Raw genomic sequence first — 15,730 nt, forward strand, 5'->3', positions numbered from 1 at the left:
TTCCGGAGATTATTTCTTGCGATTAGCAACCATATCGAAAGCGACGGCAAGAATAACCACGAGGCCCTTAATGGACTGCTGCCAGGCGGAATCGACGTTGAGGATCGACAGGCCCATATTGAGCACGCCCATAATAAAGGCACCGATAATAGCTCCGGAGAGCCGCCCGCGCCCACCGGTTACCGCTACCCCACCGATGAAGGCCGCGGCGATAGCATCCAGTTCGTAGCCGTTTCCGGCCGTTGCCACGGCCGCACCCGCGCGCGACGTCGTCACAATGCCCGCGAGCGCGGAAAGCACGCCCATATTGACGAAGACGAGGAAGTCCACCCGCTTAGTGTTGACACCGGAGAGCTTCGCGGCTTCCAAGTTGCCGCCCACGGCGTAGACGTGCCGGCCGAAAACGGTGCGGTTCATGACGAAGGCGTAGATCATGACGAGTACACCGATAATGACGAGCACAATCGGGGTGCCGCCGGCCGATAGCGAGAGCACGTAAGCCACCGCCATAATGCCGACCGCGAGGATGACGTTGCGGATCCAGAAGCTCGCCGCGGATTCGAGTAGCGCTCCGCCGCGGGCCCGGGCCCGGCGCTTGCGCAGCGCGCTGACCAGCATGCCCGCCACGGCCAGCAGGCCGATGAGGAGGGTGAGCACGTCGCAATCGCGGAGGAAGGACGGGGTGAAGAAACCGAGCCAATTGGGGAGCGATCCGTTAGCAATGGAAACGAAGCCACCGGGCAGGCCGGAAATAGTACGTTCCACTAGCACAATGGCCAGGCCGCGGAAAATAAGCATGCCGCCCAGCGTCACGATGAAGGCGGGAATACCCACGTATGCGACCCAGAAGCCCTGCCAGCAGCCGATAAGCGCGCCGATGATGAGTCCGGCCACCACCGCGACCGGCCAGGACCAACCCATGGAATCCATCATGAGTGCCACAACGCCGCCCACGAAAGCCACCACCGAGCCGACCGAGAGGTCGATATGCCGGGCAATAATGACGATCGTCATGCCGATAGTCAAAATAAGCACGTAGGCGTTCTGCTGGATCAGAGAAGCTACGTTATTCGGGGCGAGGAGCAGGCCCTTCGTGAGGACCTGGAAAAGCAGAATAATAATGACGAGGGCCAGCAAAATTCCGTACTGGCGCAGGTTAATGCCACCCAGTTTCATGCTGCCGCGATGCGCGGTGGCCGGGTCCTCGGATTTCTTGGGGGCGCGTACCGCGGGAACAGCGCGTGCCGCGGTGCTTTCGGTGCTGGCGGCAGTTTCGGTGCCGGCGGCCCGCGTGCCACTTGCACCGGCCGCGCCCGTGGTTACCTCAGGTTTCTCGCTCATGCTGCCTGTCCTTCCATACGATCACCGGCCATGTAGCTCATGAGCTTTTCCTGGCTCGCGTCTTCGCGCGCGAAGCAGCCCGTGACTTTTCCGGCGTTGAGTGTGTAAATGCGGTCGCAGATTCCCAGCAATTCGGGAAGCTCGGAGGAAATCACCAGAACACCCTTGCCCTGGTCCGCTAGTTCGTTAATGATTTGGTAGATTTCGTATTTCGCACCGACGTCGATACCGCGCGTCGGTTCGTCCAAAATGAGGAGCTCCGGATCGGTGTACATCCACTTGGAGAGCACCACCTTTTGCTGGTTTCCACCCGAAAGTGAGGAGACCAGCGCCCGGTTCGAGGAGGTTTTAATCCGCATCGATTTTCGGTAGCCATCCACCACCCGGCTCTCTTCATGCTCATCGATCACGCCGCCCCGCACGAGTTTGCGCAGCGCAGCGGAGGTGACATTGAGCTGCACATCCTGGATGAGGTTGAGCCCTAAGCTCTTGCGGTCTTCGGGAACGTAGGCGATGCCCGCCTTGATCGCCTTGCCCACGGTGGAGGTGTCGACCTTCTGGCCGTGCATGCGCACCGTACCGGAGATCTTGGTTCCGTAGGAATGCCCGAAGAGGCTCATAGCTAGTTCGGTGCGCCCGGCTCCCATGAGCCCGGCAATGCCCACAATCTCCCCGGCCCGCACGTTAATCGCGGCGCCGTCCACCACTTTCCGCCCGGTGTCGAGAGGGTGGTAGGCGGTCCAGTCCTCCACTTCCAGAAGCATCTCCCCCACGTTCGGGGTGTGCTCCGGATAGCGGTTGGTCAGCTCGCGGCCCACCATATGACGAATAATATCCGCTTCGCTAATAGCGCCCTCGCCCTTCATGGGCCAGGTGCCCACCGCGTGCCCGTCGCGAATAATCGTGACGTTATCGGCAATGTCCGCGATCTCGTTGAGCTTATGGGAAATGATGATCTGGGAAACGCCCTGCGCTTGGAGCTGGCGCATGAGGTTGAGCAGGTGTTCGGAATCGTCATCATTGAGAGCCGCGGTGGGCTCGTCAAGGATGAGCAGCTTGACGTTCTTCGACAGCGCTTTAGCGATTTCGACCAGCTGCTGTTTACCTACGCCCAGGTCCACCACTTCGGTAGTGGGGTCGACGTCGAGGCCCACTTTGGCCAGCAGGATCGCGGCGCGATCATTCGTCTTATTCCAGTCAATGGCCCCGAAACGGGTAATTTCGGAACCGAGGAAAATATTTTCCGCCACCGAGAGGAAGGGCGATAGCGCCAGCTCCTGGTGGATAATCACGATTCCGGAACGCTCCGAATCCTTAATGGTGGAGAACTTGACCGGCTCGTGATCGTAAATAATTTCCCCCTCGTAGGTGCCGTGCGGCCACACACCGGAGAGTACCTTCATGAGGGTGGATTTCCCCGCGCCGTTCTCCCCGCAAATCGCGTGGATTTCCCCGCGTTTCACGTTGAGTGTCACGTCGTCGAGAGCGCGCACGCCGGAAAAATCCTTGACGATCCCGCGCATCTCCAAAATATTCTCGTCTGAATACATGGCGTCCTCCTACTCGAGGCCGATCTCGGCAGCCGAGTAGTATCCGGAATCCACCAGTTTCTCACGGGCGTTCTCCGCGTTAATTACCACCGGTTCGAGCAGGTAGGTGGGAACAACCATCATGCCGTTCTCATAGGTTTCGGTGTCATTAACTGTCACCTCTTCACCCTTGACGATCTGATCCACCATGAGGGCTGCCTGGTCGGCGAGCTTGCGGGTATCCTTCCACACCGTCATGGACTGGCGGCCCTTGACGATATTGGTGACATTGGCCTGGTCCGCGTCCTGCCCGGTAAGGACCGGCCAGGTGTCCTGCGTATAACCATCCGCGTCGAGGGCCTGGGTGATACCCAGCGCCAGTGCATCATTGGGGGCGAGCACCGCATCCACCCGCGTGCCGCCACGGTAGAAGGAGTTAAGGCGCGTTTCCATTTCGGCCTGTGCGGTGGGTGCCATCCACGCCTGGATACCGATGGACTGCCAATCGGCTACATTCGCGGGTGCTTTACCCGAGGGTACCTTGAGCTGTCCCTTATCAAGGTAGGGCTTGAGCTGGTCCCAGGCGCCTTCGAAGAAGTAACGCGCGTTATTATCGTCCGGGGAACCGGAGAAGGGCTCGAAATTGAAGGGGCCTTTGCCCTGGTCCAACCCGAGTTCCTTGACGATATATTCGCCCTGCATCTGCCCCACGCGGTAATTATCGAAAGTCACGTAGTAGGAAACCGCATCGGTATCACGGATGAGGCGGTCATACGCGATGACCTTAATACCGGCCTGCTTTGCCTGGGCAAGCACCGGAGCGAGGGCCGAACCGTCAATCGAAGCCACAATAATGACCGCGGGGCCTTCGTTAATCATATTTTGGATCTGGGAGATCTGCTGTTCCACCTTGTTATCGGCGTACTGCATCGAGGTTTTGTATCCCATATCCTGCAATTGCTTCTGGAGGTAGTCACCGTCACGCGACCAGCGTTCCAGGGACTTGGAGGGCATGGAAATGCCGATGGTGCCACCACCACTGCGACCGTAGTACTCATCGCTTCGCGTGGCGGAGCACCCGGCTGCGGTGGCAAGCACGAGGAACATCCCCGTGATCATCGCAGCTATTTTCTTCAGGGAAATCTTCACCGGAGCCTCCTTGCTCTGTGTGAGAAGTAGTGGGGAACGACGGCGCAGCTCGCGCTATCGTCAATGCGGCGCGCCTGTATATATGTCCGCGGTGGATTCAGGCGCGGGCGGCGTGCGAGCCCGGCAGGGCATGGCACGCCGGGGTAGCGTGGTCAATCTGCGCGGTGAGCCCGGCGTGCGGTGGGGGCGAGGTGCGGCTGCATCTCACCCCCACCAACCGGGGCACAGTGATAGCCAGGAGGTAGGCCGGGATAGCGCAGGCCTACTCCCCGCGGTTCTTAGCCAATAAGGTGGCGCATGGCCTGCTGGTAGAGCTCAACGTAGTGGTATTCGCGCACGGCCAGCGCGGCGACGTCGAACTTCTCCGCCCGCACATCGTCCAGGCTCTCACCTTCCGCCACGGTCGGTTCGGCCAGTTCGGGAATCGAGGCAGCTTCCATGATTTCCTGGGTGCGCGGGTCGGCGCGGAAGGCCTTCGCCTTCTCCGCGAGCATGAGGTACATTTCCATATTCGCGGCCGCGGATTCCCACACACCTTCCATGCCTTCGGTGCGCGAGGGCTTGTAATCGAAGTGGATGGGGCCTTCGTAGCGCGGACCGCCGTTGGAAAAGCCGTTGACCAGCAAATCCACCGTGAAGAAAGCAGAGGCGAGATCACCGTGGCCGAAGCACTTGTCCTGGTCGTAGCGCGGACCAGCCTGGCCGTTGAGGTCGATATGGAAGAGCTTGCCGGCGTTGAGGGCCTGGGCTAGCCCGTGGGTGTAATTAAGACCGGCCATCTGCTCGTGCCCGGTTTCCGGGTTGAGGCCCACGATATCTCCATTATCTAGTTCGGCAATAATGCCCAGAGCGTGACCGATGGTGGGCAGGAAGATATCACCGCGCGGTTCGTTCGGCTTAGGTTCCAGACCGATCTTGAGATCGTAGCCCTTCTCCTTGATGTAGCCGGCTACCGTATCCAAGCCTTCCTTATAGCGTTCGAAAGCGGCATTGAGATCCTTGGAGGAATCGTATTCGGTTCCTTCGCGCCCGCCCCACATCACGAAGGTGGTGGCGCCAACTTCTGCGGCTAGATCCACATTGCGCAGAATTTTCTGGAGGCCGAAGCGCCGGATCGAGCGGTCGTTATTGGTGAAGCCACCGTCCTTGAAGATGGGATGGGAGAAGGTGTTTGTGGTGACCATTTCGATGGTCAAGCCGTTGGCATCGGCTGCTTCCTTGACTTTGCCCACCCGCTCGGCACGCTCAGCATCGCTGGCGTCAAAAGCGAAAACGTCATTGTCGTGGAAAGTAATGCCCCAGGCACCCAGCTCGGCAAGCTTTTCCGTGTAGACCCACGGATCTAGGGCCGGGCGGGAATCCCCGCCGAAGGGATCGGTTCCGGTCCACCCCACGGTCCACAGACCGAAGGAGAACTTATCTTCTTTTGTAGGCTTTCTCATCGTATGCACTCCTTTATGCTGATGAACAACTACTTTGTTCACTTCCAAAACTAATTCAGGGAGCATACGGTGTCAATAGCTATAAGGTAAATCTCACCCGGAAAATTTCGTAGCACACCTTGGCTCCCGATTAGTTTTATGCACAAACAAAGTGGGTGCACACTACCGCGGACGGGATAGTGAGGCGAGCGCGGCCCGGGCAAACGCGGACTCTTTAGGAGAGAACCTGTTCCAACCAGGAGTTGGGATCACTGAGGAAAATCTCAAAATGCTGGAGACAGATCCCAATGGCCGCGGCGGTATTCCCGCGTTCATCAACAAGCAATTCGATATCCTTCCAGCGCGATGCCAGCACCCGGTATTTAAGTTCGGAGCGCAGAATCATCTCCAGGCGCGGGTAGAGAAGGGCGAAGTTGCCCCCGAAGACCACCGTATCGAGATCAAGGAGGTTGAGCGCATTCGCGAGAGCCGATCCGAGGGATACAGCGGCCAGATCAACAGCATCTCTCACACCAGCATCCCCGGCGTCGAACCTTTCTATGAGTTCACCCACGCCCGCTTCTCGCGGCAATCCGGCGTTCCGCAAAAGCGCATCTTGACCCACGTACTGCTCCAAGCACCCATTAGATCCGCAACCGCAGCGCGGCCCGGAGCGTTCCACGCACATGTGGCCAAATTCCCCGGCCCAGCCGTGCGTTCCTTCAAATACCGATCCCCCGGCAACGACGGCGGCGCCGATACCCACCTCGCCGGAAACATAAATAAAATCGCGGGTGGCCGAGAGAGCCCCGGGACGCTGGTAGAGCACCCCGTACGCGGCAGCATCCGCTTCGTTGACAACGATCACCCGGCCGAGAGCCCCGATTGTAGTACTCAGCTGACCCGCTATATCAACATCAGCCCAGCCGAGATTCGGGGCGGTCACCACGACGCCGCGGCTGCGATCCACCAAGCCGGGAACACACAACCCCGCCCCCAGAACGGTGGTGCTGCGCGGTCGGGACCAGCGCCCCAGCATCTCACCAAGCATCTCACAGATGAGCTGCGGGGAGGCCTGGCGGGAATCGCGCTGATCCACCGCGGTAAAAAGGATATTGCCGGCCAGGTCCATGACCACGACAGAAAGGTAGGCGAGGTTCACTTCCATGCCGATCATCACCATGGTCCGCCCCTTCGCGATCAGGGGATTAGCGGGCCGACCCACGTGCGGGCGCACCGGGGGCAGCTCCTCAATGAGATTGACCTCCAAGAGGTAATCGACAAGGCGGGACACGGTAGCCCGGGTGAGACCGGTACGGGTGGCGAGCTGGGCGCGCGAGGGCGGTTCCGGACTATCCAAAACGGACGCCAGCACCGTTTTGGTGTTTTCCACCCTCAAACTCTGCGGTGTTTTCCCAGTTTTGGTCACGCCCCCAACCTCTCTGCCTGCTCAACCTTTACACACTCGCCCCTCGTGCATCTCATTTATCATAGTGGAGCCGCGCCGATGATTGCGGGGCCCGTGCAGGCGCGGGGCAGAGCCACACCACCGAATGCGGGCCGGAGCATAACAGAAACCCTTGACACTCCCCCACCCCCGCATTAGTTTTACTTAAGAACAAATACACGGAGTGGTGCACGCCGGGCGAATTATCCGGCGCTATCTCACCCCTTTCCTCCGTGCCAGCCCGGGGCGCGACACCGCTGTCACGCCGCTCACTACTAGGAGAGAATATGCCACTCGTCGCCGGAGTCGATAGCTCCACCCAATCCACCAAAGTCCTCATTATCGATACCGAAACCGCGCAGATTGTACGGCAGGGCAAGGCCCCCCACCCGAACGGAACCGAAGTTGATCCGCATTCCTGGCTTGACGCGCTGCGCAGCGCGATCGCCGAGGCCGGCGGGCTCAACGATATTTCCGGCATCGCCGTGGGTGGCCAGCAGCACGGCCTGGTAGCCCTGGACGAGCGCGGGGAAATTATTCGCCCCGCGCTATTGTGGAACGACACCAAATCCGCACCCGCAGCCGAAGCACTCACGGAAGAATTTGGGCGGGAGTTTTGGGCGCGGGCAACAGGCTCCGTCCCGGTTGCCTCCCTCACCGTCACAAAGCTGCGTTACCTCGCCGATGCCGAGCCGGAGAATGCCGCGCGAATTCGGGCAATCTGCCTGCCTCACGATTGGCTAACCTGGAAGCTTTCCGGCTCCACCGATCTGCGCGATCTTGCCACTGACCGCTCGGATGCCTCCGGTACCGGGTACGTGGATTGCACCACCGACAAGTACCGCTACGATATCCTCGCCGCGGCTTTGCGAATTCCGGAATCCGCCGCGCGCGCGATTATCCTGCCGCGCATCGCCGGGCCTTTCGAGAGGGTGGGTACTCTTGGTGCGCCATGGCTGAGCAGCGGGAGTGCTGCCCGCGCGATTCCTATTGGCCCGGGCGCCGGGGATAATGCGGGTGCCGCGCTCGGTTTGGGCCTGCGCGGAGGGCAAGCGTCACTCTCCATCGGAACCTCCGGGGTGATCGCTACGGTCTCCGATCATCCGGTTCAGGATGCCAGCTCGGGTGTCACCGGTTTTTCCGATGCAAACGGGCAGTGGCTGCCACTCGCCTGCACCCTCAACGGCTCCCTCATTCAGGACTATTTCCGTAGCATTCTCGATGTTTCTTTTGAGGAGCTCGGTGAGCTGGCCGAAACCGCCGCGCCAGGCGCGGGTGGCATTACCCTGATCCCCTATTTCCTGGGCGAGCGCACCCCGAATCTTCCCTCCGCCCGCGCCCACCTGGGCGGTTTGACAGCCGCGAATTTCACCCGTGCGAATCTGGCCCGCGCCGCCTACGAAGGCCTGGCCTGCCTCATGCGCGGTGCCCTCGAGGCACTGCGGGCCGGGGGCATTACTATCGATAACGCCATGCTCATTGGTGGGGGTGCCCAATCGCGAGTGCTCGTGCAGATTCTCGCGGACGTACTTGAGATTCCTCTCGCACTACCCGAGCCGGGTGAATATGTGGCTAAGGGCGCGGCCTACCAAGCGGCTCGAGTGGCGGGCCTCGACTGCCCCGCAGCGGCCTGGGCTCCACGCATCACCGCCCGTTTTACTCCCCGCCCCGGAAACCCGGCCTGGCCCGCCTACCAGACTTTGGCGCGTACCCTGGAGAACGTGGGAAGCTAAGGAAGGCACCCGCAGCTGCGGCGTCGTCGTATCCGGGACTACGAGAAAGAAGAACCATGATCGTCACCACTGAACGCGTGTGCGCGGGCCGCACCGTTACGCTGCGCGCGGCCACTCGCGGCGCTACCCTGCTCAGCTATCGCCTCGGCGATACCGAGATCATCGACGGCTACCGTGACCCCGCTGAGCTGCGTGAGCTCAACGGTTTCCGCAGTGCCGTGCTGGTGCCGTGGTCCAATCGCATCCGCGCGGGGCGCTACGCCGCCGCGCTCTATCGTGGTGACGACGCCGCCGTGCGCGCTCGCCTCCACGTCGAGGTTCCAGTAAACGGCGTTCACAATGTGCCGGCGCCGCTTCCCGATACGGAACCGGGCCTGCACGGTCTGGTCACCACCCGGGAATTCGAGGTAATCCGCGCGGATAACGGTGCCCTTGAGTTCGCTACCCGCGTGGCTGCGAACAGTGTTTACCCTTTCGAGCTTGCCGTAAACATTGTTTACAGCATTGGTGCTGACGGTTCCTTGCACGTACGTCTGCGCGCCGAGAATCTCAGCGAGGTAGCGGCCCCGGTCGCTCTCGGCTGGCATCCGTATTTCCGGCTCGCCGGTCCGCTGGCGGAGGCACGCCTGAGCCTAGACTGCCGCGCGCGTATCGCCACCGATACCACGCTTATTCCGTACGACGGCGCCGGCGCTTTCGCGCCGTGTGAGCCGCTCGCGGACTCCCCCATCGACCCTGCCACGGATTGGGCCTACGCGCAGCTTGCCGATGACGCCGGGCCGGATGCGGGTGCGGCCGGGGCTGGCGGAGGGGCGGACGGTAGTGCGGACGGAAACGGTGGCGCCGGGACTAGCTGGAATGTGGCGCGCCTACACACCGGGGATCGCGAAGTAGCCCTGTGGGCACGCCTGGGGAGTTGGTCTTCCAAGAACTTCCATATTTTTGCTGGCTCCGGGCTGGCGCGCGATGCCGGTCGCGCGGTGGCCATAGAGCCGTGCCAGGCACTCCCCAATGCTTTCAATCGGGCCGAAGGCAGTGCGATGCTACTCGAGCCGGGAGCGTGCCGTGAGCTCGAAGCGCGGGTTGTGGTGACGGCGGCGGGTACCGCGTAGCTGAGCCGGCACAAGCTGTGGATGACACGCCGCTACGAGTCCTCCTGTGGATAGGCTCTGGGCGGGTGCAAGGCGGCTGTTAACGTGGCGCCATGAACGTACTCATAACCGGGCGCCGTGCCGGAATTCTTGCCAGCCTCTGTTTCCTTCTCAGCAGCTGTGGGGCGGGGGCAGGCGCGCCTCCCCCTGGGCTCTCCCCCGGTGACTTTTCCGGAATGCCAGCCGCTAGCTCCGCCCCACCCGCTGCGAACTCACCTTCGTCTACCATCAGTTCTGGCTCTGTCGCGCCCTCGGTTCCCCCATCCTCTCCCCTCACCTGGCCGGTCCAGATTCCAGTGCCCGCACCACCCGCCCAGATGTCCGAAGATTCCGTAGCGGGAGCCATCGCGGCCGGGCAATATCTTTTCACCCTCCTCGATTACGCAACTATCACCGGCGATATCGCGCCCCTCTCCCCGCTGGCCGGGGAACAATGCGATTGGTGCCAACACCAGATCGCTAAACGTGAAGAAACTGATTTCCGGCCCCGGCAAGCCACCGTTTTTAGTTTTAGCGATGCGCGGGGGCGCTGGAATGATTCCATAGCCGCTTATACCGTGCAGTTCTCCGTTTCCCATCCACCCAATCCAGTGATGAACCGCAAGGGCGCCGAAAAAACAGATCGTGCCGAAGAATTCTTTGTGACCATGCGGATTTTCCGCTCGGGCGGTAACTGGATCGTCGATGCGGTGGGGATGAACGACGACATTTTGGATGGAGGCGTGTGATGAGGCCATACACCAACCCCAGGTTCAGGCCGCGCTGGTTCCTGCGCGCCTTCATCGTAGGCGTGGTCATAGTAATATGTCTTGGTTCGTGCACGGTGAGCGCTCCGGCCCTCGCCCGCGAATATGCGGATACCGAGGAGCGTATTTACTCCGCCCGCACCGATGCCGGCGGAGTGACCGTGGAAGGTCAGGTTAGTTACACCAGGCGTTCTCCCGGCGAGCCAGCCGGAGTGTCATCAAGCTCAGGTGCCCTTGCCAGCGGGAGCGCCGGACTCTCCAGCGGGCCTTATGGCCTGCCGTGGTCGCGCAGTGCACTAGTAGCCGCGGTGCGTGATGCTTCTCTACCGGGCCATGTACGCGGCGCGGCAGGAATTCTCAGTTGGATACTGGGTAATGGCACTCCGCCGGCCGGCACTCAAGCGGGAGCGCCTCCCACCGCCGCGCAGCTGGAGAGGCTTATCCATACGGAAAGTATCCGGATTGCGGTAGCGAGCACCGAGGCGTGGATGGAACCGGCGCGCGGCTGGGTGGCGATCAACTACCCCGTTCGCCTGCATTATTCCGCTCCGGCTCAACGGCATCCGGTTGTAGTGCTCGGCGCGGAGGTTGTTATTGATCTGATTCCCGTGCGGGCAACTTGGGAGGTGCCCGGCGCGGAAAGCACGGCCGCAAGAAACTCCGGAAACGTCGCGCCCAGCGGCTCGCTCCCCGCTCACTCAGCACAGCTCATCCCGGCCCGCCAGCCCTTTACGGAAGTCATCTACCGCCAGGCCAATAAGGAGGTGAAAGCCACGCTCGTCATGGAGTGGGAGGTGCACTACACCGTTGCCGGGCAGCGCCGCACGGTATCGGAGTTGCTCACTACCCGCTCCGAAACAGCCCCGGTGATAACGCGAGAGCTCGAAGCGCACCTGATTGGTTAGCTTCGAGCTCTCGGTATCAGCTAGTCCTTGCTCGCGGCCTTAGCCGGTGCCTGAGCGTGGCCGCCCCTAGTGTGAGGCTTTAGCTCGCGGCCCTGCTTGGGACGCAGCAATCCTAGTTCGCTGCGGCCAGGCCACCTCCGGAAGTCGGCGCGCCGGCACCGGCTACCGACCCGCCGCTGGGGCGAGTATTCACCCCGGAAGCCAGGCCTTCCATTTGCGCCGGTTCTTCGGCTTCGATCACACCATCCGGTAGCGGCTGGTCGGGCGACTGGCCGGTGAAGGTGAAGGACATCGGAATATTTTCCTTGTCCACATCCACCACGATGATGTCCCCCTTGGCGAATTCGCCATAGAGCAGCTTCTCGGAGAGCACATCTTCCACGTCACGCTGGATGGCGCGGCGCAGCGGGCGTGCCCCGAGCACCGGATCGTAACCACGATCCGCCAAGAGTTCCTTCGCATCCTTTGTCAGGGCGATCGACAGGTTCTGATCCCGCAGGCGCTTATCCAGCTTGCCGATCATCAGATCCACAATCTGGAGGATTTCCGGGCGGCCCAGCTGCGGGAAGACGATAATGTCATCCACGCGGTTGAGGAATTCGGGCCGGAAGTTGTTCTTGAGTTCTTCCGCAACCTTCGTCTTCATGCGCTCGTAGGAAGACGTGGTATCGGCATCGAACTGGAAACCAGTTTGCACACCCTTCGCGATATCCTTCGTACCCAAATTGGTAGTCATGATGATGATGGTGTTCTTAAAGTCCACCACCCGACCTTGCGAGTCCGTGAGGCGCCCTTCTTCCAAGATTTGGAGAAGAGAATTGAAGAGATCCGCGTGGGCCTTCTCAATTTCGTCAAAGAGCACCACGGAGAAAGGCTTGCGCCGCACTTTCTCGGTGAGCTGGCCGCCTTCTTCATAACCCACATATCCCGGAGGAGCACCAAAGAGCCGCGAAACGGTGTGCTTCTCCGAATATTCGGACATGTCCAAAGTGATCAGCGCGGATTCATCCCCGAAAAGGAATTCCGCGAGCGCCTTGGCGAGCTCGGTTTTACCCACACCGGTAGGCCCGGCGAAAATGAAAGAGCCACCGGGGCGGTTCGGGTCCTTGAGTCCCGCGCGGGTACGGCGAATTGCCTGGGAAAGCGCAGTCACGGCTTCATGCTGGCCGATAACCCGCTTATGCAGCTCGTCTTCCATACGCAGCAACTTCGCGGACTCCGCTTCGGTGAGCTTGAAGACCGGGATACCGGTAGACATGGAGAGCACCTCGGTGATGAGATCTTCATCCACCACCGAGACGACATCCATATCCCCGTCCTTCCAAGCCTGCTCACGGGCATCGCGTTCTTCACCGAGCTTCTGCTCTTCATCACGCAGGCCAGCGGCCTTCTCAAAGTCCTGGGCGTCAATAGCCGCTTCCTTAGCGCGGCGCGTGGAAGCGATCTTATCGTCCAGCTCGCGCAGCTCCGGCGGCGCGGTCATCTTACGGATGGCCAGGCGCGCCCCCGCTTCGTCGATGAGGTCAATGGCCTTATCGGGAAGGAAGCGATCGTTAATATACCGATCCGCCAGGGTGGCGGCCGCCTCCAGGGCGTCGTCGGTAATAGTCACGCGGTGGTAGGACTCGTACCGGTCCCGCAAACCACGCAAAATATCAATGGTTTGTTCCACGGTGGGTTGTTCCACCTGGATGGGCTGGAAGCGGCGCTCAAGCGCGGCATCCTTTTCAATGTACTTACGGTATTCATCGAGGGTGGTTGCCCCGATGACCTGGAGTTCCCCGCGGGCCAGCATCGGCTTGAGCAGCGAGGCGGCATCCAGGGCGCCTTCCGCGGCACCCGCACCCACCAGGGTGTGGATTTCATCAATGAACAGAATAATATCCCCGCGGGTATTGACTTCCTTGAGGATCTTCTTCATGCGTTCCTCGAAGTCGCCGCGGTAGCGCGAACCAGCCACGAGGGAACCCATATCCAGGGAATACAGCTGCTTATCCTTGAGGGTTTCCGGCACGTTACCCGCGGCGATGGACTGGGCCAGGCCTTCGACCACCGCGGTTTTACCCACGCCGGGTTCCCCGATCAGCACCGGGTTATTCTTGGTGCGCCGGGAGAGGACCTGCATAACCCGCTCGGTTTCGGTATGCCGGCCGATCACGGGATCAAGCTTGTGATCGCGCGCGGCGGCCGTGAGGTTACGCCCGTACTGATCCAGAATCGTGGAGCCGGCCTTGGTGCCTTCACGCGGGCCCCCGCCCACCCCAACGGCTTCCTTACCTTGGAAACCGGAGATGAGCTGGCTGACCTGGTTGCGCACGGTGGGCATATCCGCACCGAGCTTAATGAGGACCTGTGCGGCAACACCATCCGCTTCGCGGGTGAGACCGAGGAGGAGATGTTCGGTTCCGATATAGGAGTGGCCCATCTGCAGCCCCTCACGCATCGCGAACTCAATGACCTTCTTGGCGCGCGGCGTGAAGGGAATATGACCCGAGGGTGGTTCCTGGCCTTCGCCGATAATATCGATGACCTGCGTCCGGACGGACTCAAGCGTCACCCCCAGGGCTTCCAAGGCCTTTGCGGCCACCCCTTCGCCCTCGCGAATGAGGCCGAGCAAGATATGTTCGGTCCCCAGGTAGTTGTGCTTGAGGTTCCGTGCCTCTTCCTGCGCGAGCACGATGACTCGCCGGGCGCGGTCAGTGAACCTTTCGAACATAACTCTCCTTGCACTTGCAATCTTCTAAAAGAGTAACGGCCCGCGGCCCGGGAGCCGTCCCCTGTTCGCCAGTGGCATGAGTGTGTGGCTCACATTTTGCTGAGGGAAAAAGCCGAATTAGCGCGGAAATCGCTGTTCTTGATGAGATTTCTGAGCTTATTTCACTATCCCTAGGCCTTTAGACCTAGGATTGTGGGGGGCTGCGGCGAGTTAGGCGCTGGCCGGTTCCACCTCAACCAGGAGCGTAAAGGGGCCGTCATTAACGAGCTCCACATCCATCATGGCCCCGAATTGCCCGGTGGCTACCTCCAGCCCGTAGGTCTCCCGCAATTCGCGCACCACCGCCTCATAGAGCGGATCGGCAATTTCCCCGGGGGCAGCTTTGGACCATGAGGGCTTGCGGCCCTTGCGCACATCCGCGTACAGAGTGAATTGCGAAACGAGCAGCACGGGAGCCTGCGCTTCTTCCGCGCTGCGCCGATTATTTGGCTCATCAGTGCCATCCGCGGCGCGCAGTACTTTCAGCTGCGCGATTTTCCGTGCGATTTTCTCCACTTCCGGGGCGCCATCCCCGTGAGTAACGCCCAGGAGCACGCACAGTCCCGTGCCGATCTGCGAAATCACGCTGCCGTCCACCGTGACGGATGCGCGCGTGACGCGCTGAATAACTGCTCGCATTCTTCCTCCTTCGTGGTGCGTGTAGTACGACGACGCAGCTCAGGCCCTGCGCTTACCCCGCTTTACCAGGACCCTTTCCCGCGCCCGCGCGAACTGCGGCGCGGCCCCATCCGCTGTTCTTCGGGACCCAGATAGTAGAGCGCACCGTAAGCCGCCCCGAGCATGAGGAACGGCTGGAAAGGTAGGCGAATGGGTGTGAAAAGCACGATTCCCGTGACGAGAGCGCAACCCAGCAGCACCCCGCTCCAGAATTTCTTATCCTTGCGGGCATAGCGAAAATCCGCATCCGGGCGGCGCAGGCAAGCCACTAGCGCCCACACCATAAACGCGAGAATCGCCAGCTGGATCACAAAAAATATCCCGTTGCAGATATCTGTGACGAGCCGCAAGGTTGTTAGGTTCATAGTTCTCCGTCCTCGTGGTGAGCGTGGTGCTCGCCCTCATTCTAGTCACGGCCTCCGACACTTTTTTCGCCGGTGTCACGAATGGTCACCACAACGGGAGCGCGAGTAGGCAGAGGAATAGGTTCGACGCCGCAGCGGAATTCTCCTACCAGCACCGCGCCCAGCGCCGCTGGTTCCCTGATGAGCGCGAGGGCAAGCGGCCCTTCTTCCCAATGCCGCACCGCCGATAGCACCAGGCCCACAACCGCCCCATCAGGCTGATTCGTTTCCGCTTCGCCCGCCGCATTCCCGCTCGCCCCGCTCGCACTCACGGCATCGGATCGCTCCGCAAGTACCGGTGTGCCGGCCTCAGGCAAGTCGGCCGCGTCCGGGCCTTCCAAATATAAGCAGGCCAGGCTCCGCCCGGCACCGCCGAACTGGCGGGTGCTCCTTTCTCCGGATTCGCGAGTGCCTACTTCCCGGGATGCGCAGGTGCCCGCTACCCCAGGTCCGTATATCTCAGTCAGGCCC

13 protein-coding genes are annotated in these 15,730 nt (G+C 61.1%); 4 read left to right on the top strand and 9 right to left on the bottom strand.

The annotated features are described in order from the left end of the window. Positions 1-9: 9 nt before the first annotated feature. From mmsB to AC5RK6_RS08670, 5 genes are all read right to left on the bottom strand, one after another. Positions 10-1,341 (bottom strand): multiple monosaccharide ABC transporter permease, encoded by a 1,332-nt coding sequence (gene mmsB / locus AC5RK6_RS08650; RefSeq protein WP_274733671.1) that lies wholly within the window; start codon positions 1,339-1,341, stop codon positions 10-12. Continuing rightward, on the bottom strand, positions 1,338-2,891 hold the full coding sequence (gene mmsA / locus AC5RK6_RS08655; RefSeq protein WP_274733672.1) for a multiple monosaccharide ABC transporter ATP-binding protein: 1,554 nt from the start codon (positions 2,889-2,891) through the stop codon (positions 1,338-1,340). Before mmsA ends, mmsB begins: the two co-directional genes overlap by 4 nt. Before the next feature lie 9 nt (positions 2,892-2,900). Continuing rightward, positions 2,901-4,019, bottom strand: a complete 1,119-nt coding sequence (chvE, locus tag AC5RK6_RS08660) for a multiple monosaccharide ABC transporter substrate-binding protein (RefSeq protein ID WP_274733674.1) — start codon at positions 4,017-4,019, stop codon at positions 2,901-2,903. A 278-nt stretch (positions 4,020-4,297) separates the two neighbouring features. Further along, complete coding sequence (gene xylA, locus AC5RK6_RS08665; RefSeq protein WP_435706515.1) at positions 4,298-5,461, bottom strand: xylose isomerase; 1,164 nt, start codon at positions 5,459-5,461, stop codon at positions 4,298-4,300. Positions 5,462-5,675: 214 nt separating this feature from the next. Beyond that, positions 5,676-6,833 carry an ROK family transcriptional regulator gene (locus tag AC5RK6_RS08670; protein ID WP_320753072.1) on the bottom strand — a complete coding sequence of 386 codons (1,158 nt, stop codon included), beginning with the start codon at positions 6,831-6,833 and terminating at the stop codon, positions 5,676-5,678. Between the two features lie 341 nt (positions 6,834-7,174). Between AC5RK6_RS08670 and xylB the strand changes: the two genes are divergently transcribed. The 4 genes from xylB to AC5RK6_RS08690 all read left to right on the top strand — a co-directional run bounded on the left by xylB (position 7,175) and on the right by AC5RK6_RS08690 (position 11,422). Continuing rightward, positions 7,175-8,620: a xylulokinase gene (gene xylB / locus AC5RK6_RS08675; RefSeq protein ID WP_320753073.1), complete on the top strand. Its 1,446-nt coding sequence runs from the start codon at positions 7,175-7,177 to the stop codon at positions 8,618-8,620. A gap of 56 nt (positions 8,621-8,676) precedes the next feature. Further along, entirely contained in the window at positions 8,677-9,732 is a 1,056-nt protein-coding gene (locus AC5RK6_RS08680; protein WP_320753074.1) for an aldose 1-epimerase, read from the top strand. 215 nt (positions 9,733-9,947) lie between these two features. After that, positions 9,948-10,499, top strand: coding sequence for a DUF6318 family protein (locus AC5RK6_RS08685; RefSeq protein WP_320753088.1), 552 nt, complete (start codon positions 9,948-9,950; stop codon positions 10,497-10,499). Continuing rightward, complete coding sequence (locus tag AC5RK6_RS08690; protein ID WP_320757224.1) at positions 10,499-11,422, top strand: hypothetical protein; 924 nt, start codon at positions 10,499-10,501, stop codon at positions 11,420-11,422. The genes AC5RK6_RS08685 and AC5RK6_RS08690 overlap by 1 nt, the downstream gene beginning before the upstream one ends. Before the next feature lie 112 nt (positions 11,423-11,534). Here the strand turns inward: AC5RK6_RS08690 and AC5RK6_RS08695 are convergent, their stop codons facing one another. From AC5RK6_RS08695 to AC5RK6_RS08710, 4 genes are all read right to left on the bottom strand, one after another. Continuing rightward, positions 11,535-14,138: an ATP-dependent Clp protease ATP-binding subunit gene (locus tag AC5RK6_RS08695; protein ID WP_274735230.1), complete on the bottom strand. Its 2,604-nt coding sequence runs from the start codon at positions 14,136-14,138 to the stop codon at positions 11,535-11,537. Positions 14,139-14,348: 210 nt separating this feature from the next. Beyond that, a complete protein-coding gene (dtd, locus tag AC5RK6_RS08700; RefSeq protein ID WP_320753076.1) occupies positions 14,349-14,816 on the bottom strand; it encodes a D-aminoacyl-tRNA deacylase in 468 nt (155 codons plus the stop codon). Between the two features lie 62 nt (positions 14,817-14,878). Continuing rightward, positions 14,879-15,220: a DUF2516 family protein gene (locus tag AC5RK6_RS08705; protein WP_126135454.1), complete on the bottom strand. Its 342-nt coding sequence runs from the start codon at positions 15,218-15,220 to the stop codon at positions 14,879-14,881. 41 nt (positions 15,221-15,261) lie between these two features. Then, positions 15,262-15,730: hypothetical protein (locus tag AC5RK6_RS08710; protein WP_493926441.1), on the bottom strand; the 469-nt coding region annotated here is incomplete at its 5' end.

The sequence above is a fragment of the Actinotignum sp. usb-actsch-213 genome, from assembly GCF_059085665.1.